Source organism: Flavobacterium indicum GPTSA100-9 = DSM 17447 (assembly GCF_000455605.1).
GTDB classification, from domain to species: domain Bacteria; phylum Bacteroidota; class Bacteroidia; order Flavobacteriales; family Flavobacteriaceae; genus Flavobacterium; species Flavobacterium indicum.
The window spans coordinates 1,725,769-1,745,153 of sequence record NC_017025.1; the positions used below are offsets into that span (position 1 = coordinate 1,725,769).

Below are 19,385 nucleotides of genomic sequence, written 5' to 3' on the forward strand. Positions count from 1 at the left end.
CATCTTTTTCGGATTTTTTTATGTAATCGGTGCAATAATTGTCAATCTACTCATGTGTATTTATTTAAGCATTTTAGTTCTTGGCACTACTAAATACCAAAAAAATATATTTAAATTAATCGGACTTCTTTTAATAAATATACCCATTTCAGCATTTTATTTTAGCTGTGTTTTTCAAATATTAAAATACTAAAATTTAAATCTTAAAAACATTTAATTCAATTAAAACTTTAAATATGATAACAACTCTTTCTCGCTTCTATTTTTCCAATAGAAAATTAAACTTCATTCTTATCATGTGTAGTTTTTATGCATTCGTTTTATTATTGCTTCGCGCAAAAATTACGCATTCAATTTTTTTGTTTTTCTTAATCTGGAATTTATTTTTAGCTTGTATTCCTTATGTCATTTCTACTTATCTCTATTTTAATTCACCCACAACAAGTCTAAAAAAAGGAATCCTCTACTCTATTTGGTTGCTTTATATTCCAAACTCATTTTACATATTAACCGATTTTGTTCACTTAAAACATACGGAATCTACTATATTTTATTACGACTTACTAATTATTGCAGTTTACGCTTCTTTGGGTTTTACAATCGGAATCATTTCTTTCCAACAAATGTTAACAAGCGCTAATACTTATTTAAACCATAAGCTTATGAATTTGGGATTACCATTCATCTGCTTTTTAATTGGATTTGGAGTTTATATAGGTCGTGAATTACGCTATAATTCATGGGATATTCTACATAAACCAATAGCATTAATAGCTGACTTAGCAATTGAACTTACACAATATCAAACTATTGGATTTGCTTTTTCTTATGGTTCATTGGTTTATATCACATTAAAAATAATCCAACATTTAAATAAAAATAATAAATCTAATATCAAATTATAATTAAAAACGTCACTAATATGGAACTTCACACACCTTCAACAATGCCTGAAAATAAATCTTTTTTTCAGTCTTCAACAGCCAAAATGATTATGGTTGGAATGTTAACTCTTGTCTTATTAATTCCTCTTGTTTTTGTTCAAGAATTAATAACCGAACGCAGTATTCGTCAAAAAGAAGTAGTATCTGAAACTACTTCAAAATGGGGCGGCAATATCTATTTTAATGGACCCATTTTAAAAATACCTTACTACAATACTTCCACCAAAAGCAGAGAATATGCTTATTTTTTTCCAAATGAATTAAAAAACAACACACAAGTTAAAATGGAAAAACCACTTGAAAGAGGTATTTTTAAATCAAATGTTTTTACTACTCAAATGAATTTTTCTGGAAATTATAAAGAGACCAATTTTGCTTCTCATGGTATTCGTGCCGAGGATGTTTATTGGAACCAAGCCAAAATAATTATTCGAACAACGAATTTAAAAAGTTTAAAAGATGAAGTAAAACTGAACATCGGAAATCAAGTCTTGACTTTTGAACCTGTAAATGGATCAGAACGCGACAGTGTGGAATCTTTGGAAACGCTTCCATTTGATTATAAAAGTCTACAAAATTCGAACTTTAAATTTGACATCAGTTTCAATGGAAGCAAACAAATAAAAATGGTGCCAATAGGAAAAACTACTTCGGTAAAAATGCAATCGGATTGGCAATCTCCAAATTTCAATGGCTTCTTCTCTCCAAGTAATCGTAATGTAACTTCAGGCGGATTTCAAGCCGATTGGAAAGTTTTACACTTTAACCGACCTTTTGCGCAACAGTATTTTGATGCGCTTCCTGAACTTACAAATTACTGCTTATCTGTAGATTTTATCAATCCTGTTGATGAATATCTACAAAACGAACGTGCTAGCAAATATGGCTTTTTAGTGATTGGATTAACCTTTTTAATCTTCTTTCTAATTCAATCTATTAGTAAAATTTCTATTCATATTTTTCAGTATTGTATGATTGGTATTGCTTTAATTATGTTTTATACCTTGCAAATTGCCATAACCGAACACAGTAGTTTTAGTTTTGCTTATGCCGTAGCAGGTAGTAGTGTTGTAACCTTAATTAGCTTGTATTCAATATCTATTTTAAAAAACAAAAAATTCCCTGCTTTTATTGCGGCCTCATTAACCGTTTTATACACTTTCATTTATGTAATTATTCAATTGGAAGATTATGCCTTATTAGTAGGAAGTATTGGTTTATTCTTCATTCTTGCAGCCGTAATGTACTTCTCAAGAAAAATAGATTGGAAATAAAAGCGTTTAAATTTTAGTTTTTAGTTGAACACAGCATTGCAAGGTTAAATCCAAACAATGTTGTGTTTTTTTTTAAAATTAATTTGCGCAACCAAATAGCTTCATTACATTTGCAACTGAATGGTTTCATTATATACTGAAATTTATGAGAAGAGATGTTTATCAGGCCATAGCTGACCCTACCCGCAGAGCCATACTTACACTTATTGCAACACAGGCTTTAACTCCTAATTCTATCGCCGAAAATTTTAATACAACACGACAAGCCATTTCAAAACATTTAAAAATATTAAATGAATGTGATTTAATTCAATCTACACAACAAGGAAGGGAAATATATTATTCCTTACAAGTTGAAAAAATGAAAGAAATTGATCAATGGTTAGCCCAATTTCGAAAACACTGGGAGTCTAAATTCAATCAATTAGACCAACTTTTAGAAACAATGAAAAACAAAAACATATGAGAAATGAAACCGAATTAAAGAGAAATGATGCTGAAAAACAGTTAATCATTACACGAAAATTCAATGCTCCTTTGGAATTAGTATGGGATGCGTTCACTACAAAAGAGCTTATGGAACAATGGTGGGCGCCTAAGCCCTACCAATGCGTGATTAAAACAATGGATTTTGTGGAAGGAGGCAAAATTCATTATTACATGTTGAGTCCTGAAGGTGACAAACATTGGTGTATGGCCGAATATTTAACCATCAATAGTTATCAAAATTATACAGCAAATGATGCATTTTGTGATGAAAATTTGGTAATCAATACAGATTTCCCTTCTACACATTGGAATAATGCGTTTAAAGCCGAAGGAGAAAATACAATTTATCAAGCTACTTTAACCTATGCAACTATTGAAGATATGGAGCAAATTATTGCTTTAGGTTTTAAAGAAGGATTCGATATGGGCCTCAATCAATTAGATACGTTATTATTACAATTAAAATAAGCTATTTATGTCTGATTTATTTTTTGATTTCACAGTAGACAAAGCCGCTAAGAAAGTGTTTATCACTCGCGATTTTAACGCACATATAGATTTAGTGTGGGAAGCTTTTACAAATGCAGATTTGTTAGATCAATGGGTAGCTCCCACGCCATTTACAGCCAAAACCAAATACATGAATTTTGTAGAAGGCGGTAAACGTTTTTATGCCATGGTAAGTCCAGAAGGAAACGAACGATGGGCTCTACAACAGTATAAAAGTATTCAACCAAAAACCTTTTTCTCTTTATATAATACTTTTACAGATGCGGATGAAAATCCAGATCCTACAGGCTCCGATTGGGAATACACTTTCAACTCTATAGATGATAAAACTCAAGTTCATATAGAAATTTATAATGAATCTTTTGAGCGAATGGAAAGTTTATTAGAAGGATTTAAAATCGGATTTACAATGACGTTAGAAAACTTAGATTCATTATTTTCTAATTTAAAGTAAAGATGGAAATAAAATTAGCTATCTCTAATTATATAAATAATTTACCTGAACCCAAAAAAACTGAAATTACAAGAATACATCAAGCAATTATAGAAACAATTCCAACGGCACAACTATGGTTTTTAGAGGGCACAAATGCATCAGGTAAAGTTGTGACTAATCCAAATATAGGCTACGGCAATTGTACACTTCAATTAGCAGGAGGGAAAACTAGAGCCTTTTATAAAATTGGTTTAAGCGCCAATTCGACGGGAATATCGGTTTATATCATGGGAATTAAAGACAAAAACTATTTAAATAATACTTACGGTAATATAATTGGAAAAGCAAAAATTACAGGGTATTGTATTAAATTTAATAAACTTGAAGCTATAGATTTAAATGAATTAATTGAAGCAATTAAAATTGAATTTTATAAAAAAGAGCTAAACAGTTAACTATTTAGCTCTTTTCTATTAATTAGAATCGAATCTACCTAAAAAAACAACTCATCCAAAACAGCATCAGTCAATTGACGATTGGTTTGATTATTCCACACTTTACTCGCTTCTGGAAAACCAGTACGGCTACATCCTCTATGATTCGCAAAATCAAAAAGGGCGTGGTAATAATTATTTATTGATAAAATGGCTATTGAATGATCTTCAGTCCATAAAATTTTAACTAAACATTGTTCGTCTGTATTTACTACATCTTTCACATTATAAATATGTAAAGCATCTAAAACAACTAATTCTTCATTTACTTTATCAATAGCATAAAAGTAACCTGTTTCTCCATTATCCTGAAACACCACACAATTTCCATTATCTGCTTCTGAATCAATACTCGTTGTTTGTCCAACATGTAAAGCCTCTTCGGTATATATAATCAATTTTACTTCGTTATTCATTTCGTTCTATATTTAATGAGAAACCCCTAATTTCAAGTTTCAAAATTAGGGGTTATTTTTCTATTTTTTCAATATTTTTTTAATGACTTCCTTCAACTTCAATACTATCCACATCGATATGTTGCTTTTTCAACAATCCTTTTACTAATACAGCAAATAAAGTTAAATAAGCAAAACAAAGTACTGAAACAATATAAGATTGATGAATTCCGATAATGTCTGATAATTTTCCTTGAATAGGTGGAATAATTCCCCCGCCTAATATCATCATAATTAAGAATGCAGAACCTTGTGAGGTGTATTTTCCTAATCCAATAATAGATAAACTAAAAATAGCGGGCCACATGATACTACAAGCTAATCCGCCCGATAAGAATGCATAGATAGCGACAGTTCCAGTTGAAAATAAACCTATAAGCATGGCGCTTAATCCAAATAATCCAAAAACCATTAGAGTACGAGCGGGTTTGTCTTTACTTATAAAAAATGCAATAACTTGTAGCAACACACAAACAACATACCAATACAACGGTTTCATATCTTTACCAGAAATAATATTCACCCCTAAAATAATCCCAAAAGCAACTAAAGGAATAAAGATTAATGCCATTGTTTTAGCCATTCCTTTTAAATTAAATACACTAATGGCACCTGCCCAACGGCCAATCATTAAACTTCCCCAATACATAGAAATATAAGGAGCAATATCAGAAGATTGTAATTTACCAAATTCTTCTAATTTTAATAATTCACCTAAATTGCTTCCTATGGCTACTTCTACCCCTACATATACAAATATAGCTAACATCCCTAATACTAATTGTGGGTATTGCATAGCACCCCAACCATTAGCATTAACTTTAGCTGATCGGTAAGAAAATAACACTCCAAAAATTACTACAGCCAAGGCTAATAATAAAAATCGCATACGATAAGCCTCTAAATCAGCTACCGCTTGTACATCTAAATTAATAACATCATTTTGATAGGTTCTGAAAATAGGTACAAAACAAGCAGCCAATAATAGGGTCATTATAACTAATGTACGTAATGCTTTATTAGCTTTTTCAATTGGTTCTGTTACTACACCAGCAGGTACTTTTTTAGAAAAATAAAATAAAGCTGCGGCCGCCACAAATAATAAACCTACACAAATATATAATGTCACTACTTTATTCAATGCTAAAGCTTTGATTTGCTCATCAGAAACAGTTGCAGCAGTTCCGAATAAGGCCAAAGCTACTACGATTGGGCCTATAGTAGTACCAAAAGAGTTAATTCCTCCACCTAAATTCACACGACTTGCACCTGTTTTGGGATCGCCTAATAAAATAGCGAAAGGGTTCGCTGCTGTTTGTTGTAATGAAAAACCTAATGCCACAATAAACAAGCCGACTAACATACCATAATACACACTTGCTTCAACCGCAACAATCATTGCGCCTGCACCTAATGCAGAAAATAATAAGCCGTAAACAATACTTTTCTTATATCCCCAAGTTCCTACGATGTCTTTTCCAGAACGATCTCCTAAAGCAAAGAGTAATAAGGCACCAATATAATAAGCAGTATAAAAAGCAAAATCGACTAATTGCGACTGAAATTGGTCTAAAGAGAAATAACTTTTACAAAAGGGTATAAAAATACTGTTTCCTGCAGCAATAAAACCCCAAAAGAAGAAAACCGTAATTAAAGTATACAATGCTGGATAATTCGTTTGTTGATTGGAATTCATTTGTTTATTTAAGTTTTTGATTAGTTGAAAAACAAATATAAACCTTTATTTATTGTATTTAAAAAAAAATATCCCGATTTCTCGGGATATATAAGTAAATCAAGTATCTCTCTAAATTATCAAGAAGAAACATTTGTTTCTGATTAATCAAATACTTCGTACACGACAGCAATTGAAAACTTATAAAAATGTATTATTCTTTACCGTCTACATAATCTTGTAAATAGGCAAAACGTGGCGTTAATTTACCATTTTCGGTAATTTTTGCTCTTTCTAAAATACCATCAGCATCATTATTATAAAATGCAGGCACAACATGTTTTAAAAACATTTCTCCAAAACCTTCGCTAGCATCTTTCGGTAATTCACAAGGTAAATTATCAACTGCCATAACCACTATGGCACCTGGATGATACATATCTACTTCTTTATGTTCATTAGGCAAATAACCATACAAAGGATCTGCAATAGTACTTGAACGTAACGTACACGCAACAGGTCCATCAATATCACAAGAAATATCTGCTACTACTTTTAATTTACATTTAGGTGAGGCCAACATTTCTTTAGATAAAATAATAGGTGCCCCATTACCGTAAAAATGACCCGCCATAAAAATATCAGAAACTTCAGCAAATCGTTCAAAATTACTCACGTAATCTTCTGGATGCGCATAAAAATCTTTTTTATCTGCTACAGCTTGTCCGTCTTTACGCTTGTTATAATCCAATACGTCTATAAAAGTATAAACAGGTTGAGTATAAGTTTTAGATAAATAATCTTCAACACTCACTTGCTTAACTTTCATAGCATCTAACATCTCTTTTGCACCATAAGCTACTTTACCGGAACCTGTTAAAACAATTTTAATTGGTGGGATAATAGCTTTTTTCAATTGAGAAATTAACGCCTGCTGATCAGATAATGTTTCAGCTTTAGGCAAATTAAACAATTCGAATTTTAAACCAAAAGCACGTATACCATTATAAGCACCAACGATACCCGCATAACGACCGAATCCAATTAAACGATGGTTCGATGCATTTACAATAGTCTCGTGGTCTAATAATTCAATGTTTTTAGCTAAAATTGCTTGAAGTAATTTTCTGTTATAGGCTTGTTTTTTAATAGTATGTGAAAAGAAAAAATATTTTTTATTGGGAATTAATGCCTCAACAGGAACTTCTTTTACTCCAATCAAAACATCACAATCTGTTACATCTTCAGTAACAACAATCCCTTTTTCAATATAACTTTCATCTGAAAAAACACGAATATCCGATGACTCTACTACAATTTCGGCTTTTGGAAATAAACTTTTAAAGGTAAGGATTTCATCAGGCGTAAAAACCACTCTTCGGTCCGGTGGATTTTTTCTTTCTTTTATGATTCCGAACTTCATTTTACTACAATTTTTTTAAATAATTAGTTTGTTTGCGTTACAAATATAGCATTTTCAGTACTAAAATGTTATATTTTTTTAAACATTAAATGTCTATTTAACGCAATCAACCGTTACATTTATTAATTATTTTATTTTTTATTTAAAACTCATTAATTATTTAACAAAAAAATTAATGAATATAAAAAACAAGACAAAACAAATACTTTATTTTTTATCAAATACTTTGTACTTTTCTTACTTTTTTAATAATTAATTTAAAACTTTAACACTTTAAGTAATAAAATTAGTTGATTGAAGGTGACAAGATGTCAAACACTTTTATTATTAATAAATATTAGTATCTTTGGCACGAATTTAGCAATTCAGTCTTTGCAAACAATAATTGGGGTCGACTGGTTTTGACAGCGAGTGGCATTGATTAGTAAGCATGTCGAGCATTGTATTTTTGGCTCGTAAATATCAAGGATACGAACTTATAAACGGCGAAAATAATTACGCTTTAGCTGCATAATCTGAATCATAGTAAGATACGCCTAGTCTCGTCAAGGACGAGAAGCTAGATTCTCCTCAAAAGCCTTGGTTTATGGCGTTTGGATTAGGGGAACCGTAAAAGTAAACCTAGGAAAGGTAAAGCTTTAAATCCTTTCTGACACTAATAAAGCTAAGTTAGGAGTGGCGGTTTTGGGCCAAGCTTCTAATCGAAAATCCAATCCAAAACTAAACATGTAGAAAGCTCTTTGATGGCTTGTTTGGACGAGGGTTCGAATCCCTCCGACTCCACTATAAATCCTCTATTTCCTTAGAGGATTTATTGTTTTACTACTTTATCGATTCACAAATTTTTAATTCGCCCATCCTTTTGTACTTTTGCCCTATGAACGACAATTTTATCAACGAATATTTTGGTATTGGTATCCAAAACGGAAAAACACCCGAAAACTTAGGGGTATTATGGCGTACCGCTCAAAACATGGGAGCTAGTTTTATTTTTACCATTGGCAATCGCTACGCCAAACAAGGTTGTGATACACACAATGCGGTGAAAGCCATGCCTTATTTTCACTACGAAAACTTCGATGATTTTTTCAACAATCTGCCTAAAGGGGCTCGATTGGTAGGCGTGGAATTGGATGATAAAGCCGAAGAATTGGAAACGTTTCATCATCCCCGTAGATGTGTCTATCTTTTAGGTGCTGAAGACCATGGTTTATCTAAGGCTGCGATGGAAAAATGCCACTACTTGGTCAAGTTCAAATCAGAGAAAAGCTTAAATGTTGCGGTTGCGGGTAGCATTGTTTTGTACGACCGAGGCATTAATAAACCGAGATCCTAAAATAGCATTGTATTTCGGCTAGAGTGTTTCATACCAACTGAAATGTGTTTTAATAATTTCTTCTTTATTTTTAATTAAATATTCTAAAAACGCTTGTGCTTGGGGACTGTGCTTTTTCCCTTTATTCCAAATTAAACTCCAATTGGTTCGAATGGGTAAACCTGCTACAGGAATAATCTGTAAATCATTGTTTTGAATTTCTTTTCTTATACCAATTAAGGGCATTAAAGAATTGCCTAACCCAGCTAAAATGGCTTGTTTTACGGCCTCATTGGAGGTCAATTCCATTTTCTTATTGATACTTATATTATTTTTTTCAATAAAGCGTTCTAAAGTTTGTCGGGTTCCCGACCCCATTTCACGAAACAACAACGGACGAGAATTAAAAATAGACTCAATTTTTTTCTTACCCGAAGTAATTTTAACATTCGTATGTCCCACAAAATACAATTTATTCTGCATCAAATCCACTTGCTCTACATTCAGATTGTCTGGAATAATGGACACCAAGGCAAAATCAACCTCATTTTGCTCTATACTTTGCAAAACACTCCTTTTATTGGTCACATCCATTTCTAATTCTACACCACTGTGTTCATTTAAAAATTCCGATAAAAAATACGGCATCACATATTTTCCTGTAGAAACAACCGATAACTTTAACTTTCCAAACAACTGTCCTTTGTAGGCTAATGTCTTGTAATTAATGGCGTTGACTTGTTCTAATATTTGTTGGGCTGCATCTGCAATCTCTTTACCAAAATCGGTCACATAAATTTTTCTACCCACGACCTCGGTCAACGGAATTTCAAATTGATCTTGAAAATTTTTCAACTGAATGGATACCGCCGGTTGGGTCAAATGCAACGCTTCTGAAGCCTTTGTAACGCTCTCTAATTCAACAACCTTAAGAAAGATACGGAGTTGGTTTAAGGTGTAATTCATAAAAATAATTAATGATTAACATAGCAAATATAAATAAAAATATATCAAATAATGTGTAGAGATTTGCAGCAAATAAAAAACCATTATGAAAAAAGTAACGATTGCAAAAGGAGACGGTATCGGACCAGAAATCATGGAAGCGGTACTAAAAATTATTAAAAAATCGAATGCTCCCATTGAATTTGAAGAAATTGAAATCGGAGAAAAAGTATACTTAAGTGGCAATACTTCGGGTATTTCTGAATCCTCTTGGGACAGCATCAGAAAAAACAAAGTCTTACTAAAAGCACCCATCACTACGCCACAAGGGGGCGGTTACAAGAGTTTAAATGTAACCATGCGAAAAGCATTGGGCCTTTTTGCTAATATTAGACCGTGTGTGGCTTTACATCCATTTGTTAAAACGAACTTTCCTAATTTGGATGTGGTCATAATCCGTGAAAATGAAGAAGATTTGTATGCCGGAATTGAACACCAACAAACCGACGAAGTGGTGCAATGCTTAAAATTGATAAGTCGTCCTGGTTGTGAAAAAATTATCCGTTATGCTTTTGAATATGCGCAAAATTATGGCCGAAAAAAAGTGACTTGCTTCAGCAAAGACAACATCATGAAACAAACGGATGGGTTATTTCATCAAGTATTCAAAGAAATTGCCATGGAATATCCAAACATTGAATCGAACCACATGATTATCGATATTGGTACGGCTTATTTAGCCGAACGTCCAGAAAAATTTGATGTGATTGTAACGTCGAATTTATATGGTGATATCATTTCTGATGTAGCAGCTCAAATTGCCGGGTCTGTAGGCTTAGCCGGTTCTGTGAATATCGGTAACGAATGTGCCATGTTTGAAGCCATTCATGGTTCGGCACCTGATATTGCCGGATTAAATGTTGCGAATCCATCGGGTTTACTGCAAGCAGCAGTGGCCATGTTGTACCATTTAGGGCATTCCGAAACCGCTACAATGATTCAAAATGCTTGGTTAAAAACATTGGAAGACGGAATCCATACGGCTGATATTTATAACGAAAAAACGAGTAATCAGCTAGTGGGTACTGCCGAATTTGCAGAGGCAGTAATTGCCAACTTCAATAAGGTACCAACATTACTAAAACCGGTTTTACCTCCTAAAAACTCTGTCATTGAGTTACCAAAATACATTCGTAAACAAGCGTCACAAAAAGAATTAGTAGGAGTTGATCTTTTTATCCACTGGAATGGATACGACGCCAATCTGTTAGCGGAACAACTAAAGAATATAAACCATTCGGCTTTAGAATTAATCATGATTTCTAATCGTGGTGTTAAAGTATGGCCTGAGGGTTTTTCTGAAACTTTTTGTACCGACCACTGGAGATGTCGTTTTCAAGCGCCAACCCCTTTAACTAATGCAGACATCATTCACTTATTAGGTGCAGCACTAGAAGCGGGATTAGATGTGATTAAAACTGAAAATCTGTATCAATTTGATGGGGTAAAAGCCTATTCCATGGGACAAGGACAATAAATGTTTCGTATGAAAAGAAAAACGCTACAATGGCTTTGCGGTATTTGTGGAAGTACGGCACTGGTAATGACCTATAAAATATTGGATACACAAGAGGAAATTTACCAACAATTTTTTAGTGCTTTAGCAATTTTTAATTTACTAATCCTCATCAAATTAATTTCAATTCTAACTGAAAAAAAATATGAAAACTGAAAAATTCCTTTTTATAAACGGACAATATAATCCTTTGGAAGCAAAAGAAATTTTATCTGAATTGTATCACAAAAACATCAATTTCAATAAAATTAAGAATTTTAGTTCTCAAATCAGATTTGGAGAAAACGACCCGATGGCTCTCAATCAAATTGAAGAATTAAAGAATAATACGGAGCAAATTTCAAACCTAATTGAAGAGGCGAAAACCAAAAATAAGAACTTACAAATTCATTCTTATATTGAAATAAAATATGAAGAGTAATTCTCATTTATTTCACAATAGACCTTTGTTAATAGTCACTAAACATGATAAAAATAAAGTAATGGCCCCAATTCTTGAAAAAGAGTTGGGTGTACATTGCTTGGTTTCTAAACAATTTGACACCGATTCTCTAGGTACATTTAGTGGGGAAATTGAACGAAAAAAAGACGCCTTTCAAACCCTGAGAGACAAATGTCGTTTAGCCATGGAATTGGAAGGATATGATTTAGCGCTTGCTACGGAAGGTTCTTTTGGGAATCACCCCACTGTTTTTTTTGCTCCAGCAAATGATGAATTAATTCTGCTGATGGATAAAAAAAATAAGCTTGAAATCGTGGAGCGGGTACTTAGTTTAGAGACCAATTTTAAATCGGAAAAATTAGATTCTGAAGACGCATTACATGAATTTCTTACTCAAGTAAAATTTCCTTCACACGGGGTCATAATAAAAAATAAAGAGAAGAATTGGACCTTCATCAAAAAAGGGCTGCAAAGTAGAAAAGAAGTATTTGCAGTTTTTAATGCACTAAAGCAAGAAAACGAATCGGTTTGGATAGAAACGGATATGCGTGCCCATATGAACCCAACGCGAATGCAAATCATCAAAGAGTCTTGTGAAAAATTGGTCAAAAAAATACAGTCTACTTGTCCTCATTGCCATTTTCCTGGATTTGGTGTCACCCAAGTTGAAGCAGGTTTAAAATGTGAGTCGTGTCGTATGCCCACACGTTCTACAGCCGCTCATATATACCAATGCCAGCAGTGTGGTTTTGAAGAAAAAGTAGCCTTCCCTAATGGTAAAACAACCGAAGATCCTATGTATTGTGATTTTTGTAATCCTTAAATAATATGATAAGTAACGATATTTCTAAAGCCGTTCAGCTCTTAAATGAAGAGGAAGTCATTGGCTTCCCAACTGAAACAGTTTATGGTTTAGCGGGGAATGCTTTCAATGAAAATGCCATAGCTAAAATATTTAAAATCAAAGAAAGACCTTCTTTTAATCCCTTAATTGTTCATGTTAAAAACAAAGAACAAATTCATGAAGTAGCTATGGCCATTCCAGATCTTGCCTATGAACTCATACACCAGTTTTGGCCTGGACCTTTAACACTCATTCTAAAAAAACAGCCGCATATTTCTAACCTGATTACTGCAAATCGAGATACCGTAGCGGTGCGAATGCCACAACATCCCGTAGCGCTAGAATTGTTAAACCAATTATCTTTTCCTTTAGTGGCGCCCAGTGCCAATCCCTATACGGCAATCAGTCCCACCCAAGCCATTCATGTGCAAAATTATTTTCAAGATAAAATACCACTAATCTTGGATGGAGGTCCTTGCACGGCAGGTATTGAGTCGACCATCATTGGTTTTGAAGGGAATAAAGTCATTTTATACCGATTAGGTTCCATTCCGTTGGAAGCTATTGAAGCACTTACCGGGAAAATTGAAATTAAAAACCACAACGAAAAATCGCCAGTAGCACCCGGTATGACTTTAAAGCATTATGCCCCCAAAACCAAAGTAGTACTAACGCATTGGACAGATGAGGAACTAAAAAACCAGGAATCAAAAAACATAGGATTACTCCGATTCTCTACTTTTCACACACAAATACAACCGTTGCAACAACGGGTACTTTCTCCCAAACAGGATTTAAAGGAAGCTGCAGCTAATTTATACCAAGCACTTCATGAATTGGACCAACTCAATTTGGATGGTATCATAGCCGAACGCCTTCCGGATTATGGACTGGGTCGGACCATAAACGACCGCTTAGAAAGAGCCGCGAAAAATAACTAAACCTTAACTCGTAACACATGAATTTAGATTTATTAATAGAAAACATCACCAATCCAGCCCTACTCTATTTCATCCTAGGAATCGTATCGGTCTATTTAAAAAGTGACTTAGAAATTCCTAAAAACTCTTCCAAATTTATATCCCTTTATCTTTTATTTGCTATTGGTTTTAAAGGCGGTCAAGAACTTTCTCACGAAACCATTACGAGTGAAATTGTACTATCTATGTTATTCGGAATATTAATTGCTACATTAATACCGCTTTACACCTTCTTTATTTTAAAAAGGAAATTAAATGTATTTGATGCGGGAGCCATCGCCGCCGCCTACGGTTCCATCAGTGCGGTCACTTTTGTAACGGCTTCCAACTTCTTAGAATCCCAACAATTAGCACTACACGGACACATGGTGGCTATTATGGCACTTATGGAATCTCCTGCCATTATTGTTGGGCTCATTCTTATCTCCATGTATAACAAAGAAAATACAGGAAAAATAAATACATTAGGGCTACTTAAGCACTCCTTGACCAACGGTAGTGTACTGTTAATTGTTGGAAGTTTGGTCATTGGTTTCTTAACCAACGCTAAAGCTGCTCAAGGAATTCAACCGTTTACCAACGATATATTCAAAGGATTTTTAGCCATTTTCCTTTTAGACATGGGAATAACAAGCGGACAAAAACTGAAATCGTTTTTTGACCAAGGCTGGTTTCCCATTGTATTTGCCATCGCAACTCCGTTAATTAACGGAAGTATATTTGCTTGGTTAAGTGGCGCCATCACTTCGGATGTTTCAAACCGATTCATTTTTGCTATTTTAGCGGCCAGTGCTTCTTATATCGCCGTACCAGCTGCCATGAAAATAACCGTACCAAAAGCCAACCCTGGTTTGTTTTTACCTATGGCACTAGCTATTACTTTTCCCGTTAACATCACCCTTGGAATGCCCCTCTATTTTTTAATTGTTCAAAATACGTAAACACAAAAAACCCTGTATGTATTGAATCATACAGGGTTTTCCATCTAACGCAGGCTGCATCTTTAATTGCAGATATTCGTTGTGTACAAACCGTGCTCTCCTCTTTATCATTCCGAACTCGTTTAACTACGTTGCATCTTCGATTTCAGTATCTCGTTTGCTTACGCCTGTTCGCCACGTAATTTTTGTCATGCTGAACTCGTTTCAGCATCTCGACAGTTATTTTAGAACCTGAACCAAGTTCAGGTTGACAAACGTTGCGTACAAACGTTGCGTACAAACTGTGCGTACAAACTATCCTCAATACCTATCAGCCTCTCCTTGTCATTCCGAACTTGTTTGCTTACCCCTATTCTATGCGCCCCTCTTTGTCATTCCGAACTCGTTTGCTAACGCCTGTTCGCTTCGCTTGAGTCGGAATCTCGCCTGTTCGCTTCGCACGAGTGAGCATCCTATCTCAGCATCCATTCACAAGAACCTGTCACGAGCTTGCGAACAAACGAAGTAGTCATCATTCCTCAATTAGTTGTCTTTAATACAAAAAGAAAATAAAAAAAGTGACCACATAATGTAGTCACTTCCCATACAAGTAATACAGCTTATTTTATTATTTAAGCTTATCCATATACCAATTTCCTGAACCAGAAGTTGCAGTATTACTACCCCAAGTACCAGCAATCATTTTACCATCGGTTTTGTTGAAGTTTGCACCATTACTAAATTGAGATCCTGTTCCAAATGCATATTTGTAAGTAGAAGTAAAGGTGTTTCCAGATACTGTATAAGTACCGTAAGCTAAAGACGAACGCCCAGTAATGCTGTTTCCATCTGCTACAACTACATGTGTATCATCTTCAACTAACATGGTATAAGGAGCATTAAAAGTTGTAGTATTTGATGGTGTCGTATTGTATTGTCCATACCATAAGCCAATAGAATCAGAATTATTATTAATTACTCTTTGTGCCGTCCAAGTACCATATCCTGAAGTTGAAGTATTGGCTCCAATCGTTCCAGCGCTAAAGGCACCTGTAGTTGGATTATAAGTAGCGGTAAGACTGTATTGTGAACCAGTTCCTAAATTTAACTTAAAACTACCTGTAAACACATTGTTTACAAACGTATAATCGGTACCATACCCAATGTTTGCACTAATTGTTGAATAAAAATTTGATCCATTTACAAAAGTAAATTTTCCTCCATCTTCTATTAATAATATAAAATTACCCAAGCTACTAGTCATTTTATAATACCCCTTAACATTATAGGTAACAGGTGTAGGCGCTGGATCTGAATCATCACTTGAACTACATGAAATTGTTCCTAATGTTAATAAAAAAAACAACAATCCTAATTTTAATAAATTTTGTTTCATAATGAATAATTTTTGTTTGAATAAGTATTTTTTCTTTAGGCAAATCTCATTATATATTACTGACTTTTTAATACAAAATGTATAAATGGTAAGTTTTTCTGTATAGTTGGTAGTTTTATAACCAACCTTAATTTATTAGTACCCTATAAAACAACTTATACAAGTAATTTATTTAGTACTAAATGGAACAAATGGTTCCTTAAACTATTTAAAGAGTATTTTTTTATATAAAAAGTAAAAATAATTTTAAAAAATTATAAATTTGACAAAACAACAGGTTATGATAAGACTACTTATTATTGATGATGAATCTAATGCCATTGAAAACCTAATATGGGAACTTAAGAACACCAATATTCCAGTGGATATTTTGGCAACTTTTTTAAGTCCAACTGAGGCTATAAAATTTCTAAAAAGCAATTCTGTTGATGCCATTTTTCTAGATATTGAAATGCCTGAAATGGATGGTTTCCAATTTCTAGCCCATTTTGAACCACGAAATTTTGCAGTTATTATCACCTCAGCTTATAATCAATATGGGATTAACGCTATTAAATCTGAATGTTTGGACTATCTTCAAAAACCTATAGATTCAGATGATTTAACAGTAGCATTACAAAAAATTCAAAAGTTCAAGAAAGACCAACAACTGATTAACTTATTAGAAAATTCGAATTTAAATAATTCATATAAAAACACACCTAAGAAAATCAACATTAATCTTGATGGAAAAATCATATATCTTGAACCAGAAGAAATAGTGTATTGTGAAAGTGATGGAAATTATACAACTATCCATCTTAACACAGGAAAATCTTTACTGGTTACACAGCAATTGAAACAGATTGAAGATAAATTATCTGATGAATTTTTCAGAATTCATAATTCATATATCGTAAATCTTAATAAGATAACAGAATACATAAAAGCTGATGGATATGTAATTTTATGCAATAGTGCCAAAATACCTGTTTCCCGTCAGAAGAAAGCAATATTACTCGATAAATTATAGGATATGAAAAAACGTCTTCTCTATATATTTCTAACCCTATTTATCTTTTCTACAAAAGCTCAGAGTAGTTTTTACAAACCCATTATTAAATTTGCACAATCTAAGGAAACCTCCTATCAAAAGATTGATGTTTTTTTCAAAGATTATACATTAGACATCAATAAACTCAACACCATTATTGCAGAAGCAAAAAAATATAATGCGCTAGAAATTGAACTTTATTCTAAATTAAAACAAGGGGTTTTACTTCGTGATAAAGCCTACTATCAAGAAGCTCTAAAAATAAACGCAGATGTTTTAAAAGCAGCAAAAAAAAATCACAATTTAGAATTTGAAATTGTGGCCCTTAATATGCAAGGTGTTGTTTATAGAAGACTCGATTCTATACGGTTAGCTACCAACTATCATCAAAAAGCACTAGAACTCGCCGAAAACAGAAAACACAAAAACGAAACCATTCTAAGAAATATAGCCATTTCATGCAATAGTATTGGAAATATTTATCTAACATTGGATCAGTTTGATTTAGCCAAAGAGAAATTTGAAAAAGCTTTAGTTATTGAAAAGAAAATTGGTAACAACTTAGGTTTAGCCATAAATCATCAAAATATAGGTGGAATCTATGAGAAAAAGAATGAGTTAGATAAAGCACTTGCTGCCTACTATCTTTCCTTAAAATATAACGAAATTATTAACTCAGATGTAGGAAAACTAATTTGTTACAACAGCTTAGGTCAAGTTTTTCTTAAACAGAATAAAATCAATAAAGCTGAATACTACTTAAAAGATGTCATTAGTAGCTCGCTTAAAACAGAAGACGATTTTTACATATCCAGTTCCTACTTGAATGTTGGCTGGCTCAATTTAAAAAAATCAAACTTTAACTTAGCCAAAGAACATCTTTTAAAATGCATCAAAATTGCTAAAGAAAAAAAACTTCAATCAATTTTAATAGATGCTTACAAAATTTTATCTCAGATTGAAGAAAAAGAAGGGAATAACCAACAAGCATTAACTTATTATAAGAACTATCAGAAAGTAAAAGAAGATATAATTAATGAAAAAAACTTAAAATACATCAACGAACTCAATACAAAATACAATACACAAAAAAGACAAGCTGAGTTAAAATTTCTAAAACAAGAAAACAATTTTGTAAAAGAGCGACTCAAAAACACCTATTTAAATTACTTTGTTGTAATTTTATTAGCGCTACTTGTTATAGGGATAATCTACATCTATCAAAGACAAAAACAACTTACCAGCGAAAAGAAATTGCTTTTAATTGAGCAAAAAATGTTTAGAGCACAACTTAATCCACATTTTATATTCAACGCTTTAAATTCCATTAAAAGTTATATTATCAAAAACGAAAAAGATAAGGCTGTATATTATCTCAATAAATTTTCTAAACTATTTAACGTAATCCTATCTGGAATCAATGAAAGAGAGGTTACGTTAGCAGAAGAACTTAAAATTATTGAAATTTATATAAAATTAGAAAACATTCGATTCGATAACAGTATTCAGTTTTCATTAACAATAGACAATGACATCCAACTTCAACAAATAAAAATACCGTCGTTACTACTACAACCTTATGTAGAGAACGCAATTTGGCATGGATTGAACTCCATGAAAGGAGAAAAAAAATTAATGATTAACGTGTCAAAATCTAATGAAAAAATTGTGATTACTATCCAAGACAACGGAATAGGTATTGTTAAAGCACAAGAATTAAAAAAACAACGCGCAACAAATCGTGAATCATTTGGATTAAAGTTAACCAAAGAAAGACTCCAAAGCTATTATAATAACACCTACACCCTAAAAACAATAAACTTATACGATTCTAATGGTACGGCTTGTGGAACTCAAATTGTATTAGAAATTCCCGAAGCTTCAACAGAGGCTTAAATCTTTGAGTTTTAATTTACAACTTTCACAAGCTTTTATAAAAACAAAGCCCCACCTAATAACAAACGTTGTGGACAAACGTTGCGTACAAACTATCCGCAATCCTTGTCATTCCTAACTCGTTTGCTAACGCCAATTCTATGCGCCCCTCTTTGTCATTCCGAACTTGTTTCGGAATCTCTCGTTTGCTTACGCCTGTTCTAAGCGCCCCTCTTTGTCATGCTGAACTCGTTTGCTTTCGCCTGTTCGCTTCACTCGAGTCAGCATCCATACAAGAGAACCTGAACCAAGTTCAGGTTGACAAACGTTGCGGACAAACGTTGCGGACAAACTGTACG

The 19,385-nt window shown here is 33.1% G+C and carries 20 protein-coding genes and 1 other RNA gene; 16 read left to right on the forward strand and 5 right to left on the reverse strand.

Annotation, left to right across the window (positions count from 1 at the left end; genetic code table 11):
- Nucleotides 1-236 precede the first annotated feature (236 nt).
- From KQS_RS07855 to KQS_RS07880, 6 genes are all read left to right on the forward strand, one after another.
- Nucleotides 237-905, forward strand: a complete 669-nt coding sequence (locus tag KQS_RS07855) for a DUF1361 domain-containing protein (RefSeq protein WP_014388652.1) — start codon at nt 237-239, stop codon at nt 903-905.
- 17 nt (nt 906-922) lie between these two features.
- Entirely contained in the window at nt 923-2,218 is a 1,296-nt protein-coding gene (gene creD, locus KQS_RS07860; protein ID WP_014388653.1) for a cell envelope integrity protein CreD, read from the forward strand.
- Between the two features lie 145 nt (nt 2,219-2,363).
- Nucleotides 2,364-2,684: an ArsR/SmtB family transcription factor gene (locus KQS_RS07865; RefSeq protein WP_014388654.1), complete on the forward strand. Its 321-nt coding sequence runs from the start codon at nt 2,364-2,366 to the stop codon at nt 2,682-2,684.
- Nucleotides 2,681-3,175, forward strand: coding sequence for an SRPBCC family protein (locus tag KQS_RS07870; RefSeq protein WP_014388655.1), 495 nt, complete (start codon nt 2,681-2,683; stop codon nt 3,173-3,175). Before KQS_RS07865 ends, KQS_RS07870 begins: the two co-directional genes overlap by 4 nt.
- A gap of 7 nt (nt 3,176-3,182) precedes the next feature.
- A complete protein-coding gene (locus tag KQS_RS07875; RefSeq protein WP_014388656.1) occupies nt 3,183-3,671 on the forward strand; it encodes an SRPBCC family protein in 489 nt (162 codons plus the stop codon).
- Between the two features lie 2 nt (nt 3,672-3,673).
- Complete coding sequence (locus KQS_RS07880) at nt 3,674-4,108, forward strand: hypothetical protein (protein WP_014388657.1); 435 nt, start codon at nt 3,674-3,676, stop codon at nt 4,106-4,108.
- Nucleotides 4,109-4,146: 38 nt separating this feature from the next.
- On the opposite strand, the gene KQS_RS07885 is transcribed toward KQS_RS07880, so the two are convergent.
- From KQS_RS07885 to KQS_RS07895, 3 genes are all read right to left on the reverse strand, one after another.
- Complete coding sequence (locus tag KQS_RS07885; protein WP_014388658.1) at nt 4,147-4,563, reverse strand: DUF2251 domain-containing protein; 417 nt, start codon at nt 4,561-4,563, stop codon at nt 4,147-4,149.
- A 79-nt stretch (nt 4,564-4,642) separates the two neighbouring features.
- Nucleotides 4,643-6,298, reverse strand: a complete 1,656-nt coding sequence (locus KQS_RS07890) for an MFS transporter (RefSeq protein ID WP_014388659.1) — start codon at nt 6,296-6,298, stop codon at nt 4,643-4,645.
- Between the two features lie 193 nt (nt 6,299-6,491).
- Nucleotides 6,492-7,700: an NAD(P)-dependent oxidoreductase gene (locus KQS_RS07895; protein WP_014388660.1), complete on the reverse strand. Its 1,209-nt coding sequence runs from the start codon at nt 7,698-7,700 to the stop codon at nt 6,492-6,494.
- Nucleotides 7,701-8,087: 387 nt separating this feature from the next.
- On the opposite strand from KQS_RS07895, the gene ssrA reads away from it, so the two are divergent.
- Both ssrA and KQS_RS07900 read left to right on the forward strand, forming a co-directional pair.
- Nucleotides 8,088-8,486, forward strand: a transfer-messenger RNA (tmRNA) gene (gene ssrA / locus KQS_RS14215).
- A gap of 91 nt (nt 8,487-8,577) precedes the next feature.
- On the forward strand, nt 8,578-9,036 hold the full coding sequence (locus tag KQS_RS07900) for an RNA methyltransferase (protein ID WP_014388661.1): 459 nt from the start codon (nt 8,578-8,580) through the stop codon (nt 9,034-9,036).
- Nucleotides 9,037-9,054: 18 nt separating this feature from the next.
- Here KQS_RS07900 and KQS_RS07905 read toward each other — a convergent pair whose 3' ends face one another.
- The gene (locus KQS_RS07905) at nt 9,055-9,981 is read right to left on the reverse strand and encodes a LysR family transcriptional regulator (RefSeq protein WP_014388662.1); all 927 of its coding nucleotides are present in this window, start codon (nt 9,979-9,981) and stop codon (nt 9,055-9,057) included.
- A gap of 85 nt (nt 9,982-10,066) precedes the next feature.
- Here KQS_RS07905 and KQS_RS07910 point away from each other — a divergent pair, with 85 nt between their 5' ends.
- The 6 genes from KQS_RS07910 to KQS_RS07930 are packed head-to-tail and all read left to right on the forward strand — an operon-like array spanning nt 10,067 to nt 14,743.
- Complete coding sequence (locus KQS_RS07910; protein ID WP_014388663.1) at nt 10,067-11,497, forward strand: NADP-dependent isocitrate dehydrogenase; 1,431 nt, start codon at nt 10,067-10,069, stop codon at nt 11,495-11,497.
- 9 nt (nt 11,498-11,506) lie between these two features.
- A complete protein-coding gene (locus KQS_RS14405; RefSeq protein ID WP_014388664.1) occupies nt 11,507-11,692 on the forward strand; it encodes a hypothetical protein in 186 nt (61 codons plus the stop codon).
- A complete protein-coding gene (locus tag KQS_RS07915; RefSeq protein ID WP_014388665.1) occupies nt 11,682-11,957 on the forward strand; it encodes a hypothetical protein in 276 nt (91 codons plus the stop codon). The genes KQS_RS14405 and KQS_RS07915 overlap by 11 nt, the downstream gene beginning before the upstream one ends.
- Nucleotides 11,947-12,801, forward strand: coding sequence for a DUF6671 family protein (locus KQS_RS07920; protein WP_014388666.1), 855 nt, complete (start codon nt 11,947-11,949; stop codon nt 12,799-12,801). The genes KQS_RS07915 and KQS_RS07920 overlap by 11 nt, the downstream gene beginning before the upstream one ends.
- A 5-nt stretch (nt 12,802-12,806) precedes the next feature.
- Nucleotides 12,807-13,763, forward strand: a complete 957-nt coding sequence (locus tag KQS_RS07925; RefSeq protein WP_014388667.1) for an L-threonylcarbamoyladenylate synthase — start codon at nt 12,807-12,809, stop codon at nt 13,761-13,763.
- Between the two features lie 17 nt (nt 13,764-13,780).
- Nucleotides 13,781-14,743 (forward strand): sodium-dependent bicarbonate transport family permease, encoded by a 963-nt coding sequence (locus tag KQS_RS07930; RefSeq protein WP_014388668.1) that lies wholly within the window; start codon nt 13,781-13,783, stop codon nt 14,741-14,743.
- Nucleotides 14,744-15,350: 607 nt separating this feature from the next.
- Here KQS_RS07930 and KQS_RS07935 read toward each other — a convergent pair.
- Entirely contained in the window at nt 15,351-16,118 is a 768-nt protein-coding gene (locus KQS_RS07935; RefSeq protein WP_014388669.1) for a hypothetical protein, read from the reverse strand.
- A gap of 280 nt (nt 16,119-16,398) precedes the next feature.
- On the opposite strand from KQS_RS07935, the gene KQS_RS07940 reads away from it, so the two are divergent.
- Nucleotides 16,399-17,130 carry a LytR/AlgR family response regulator transcription factor gene (locus tag KQS_RS07940; protein WP_014388670.1) on the forward strand — a complete coding sequence of 244 codons (732 nt, stop codon included), beginning with the start codon at nt 16,399-16,401 and terminating at the stop codon, nt 17,128-17,130.
- 3 nt (nt 17,131-17,133) lie between these two features.
- Nucleotides 17,134-19,047, forward strand: a complete 1,914-nt coding sequence (locus tag KQS_RS07945) for a tetratricopeptide repeat-containing sensor histidine kinase (RefSeq protein WP_014388671.1) — start codon at nt 17,134-17,136, stop codon at nt 19,045-19,047.
- Nucleotides 19,048-19,385: the final 338 nt, after the last annotated feature.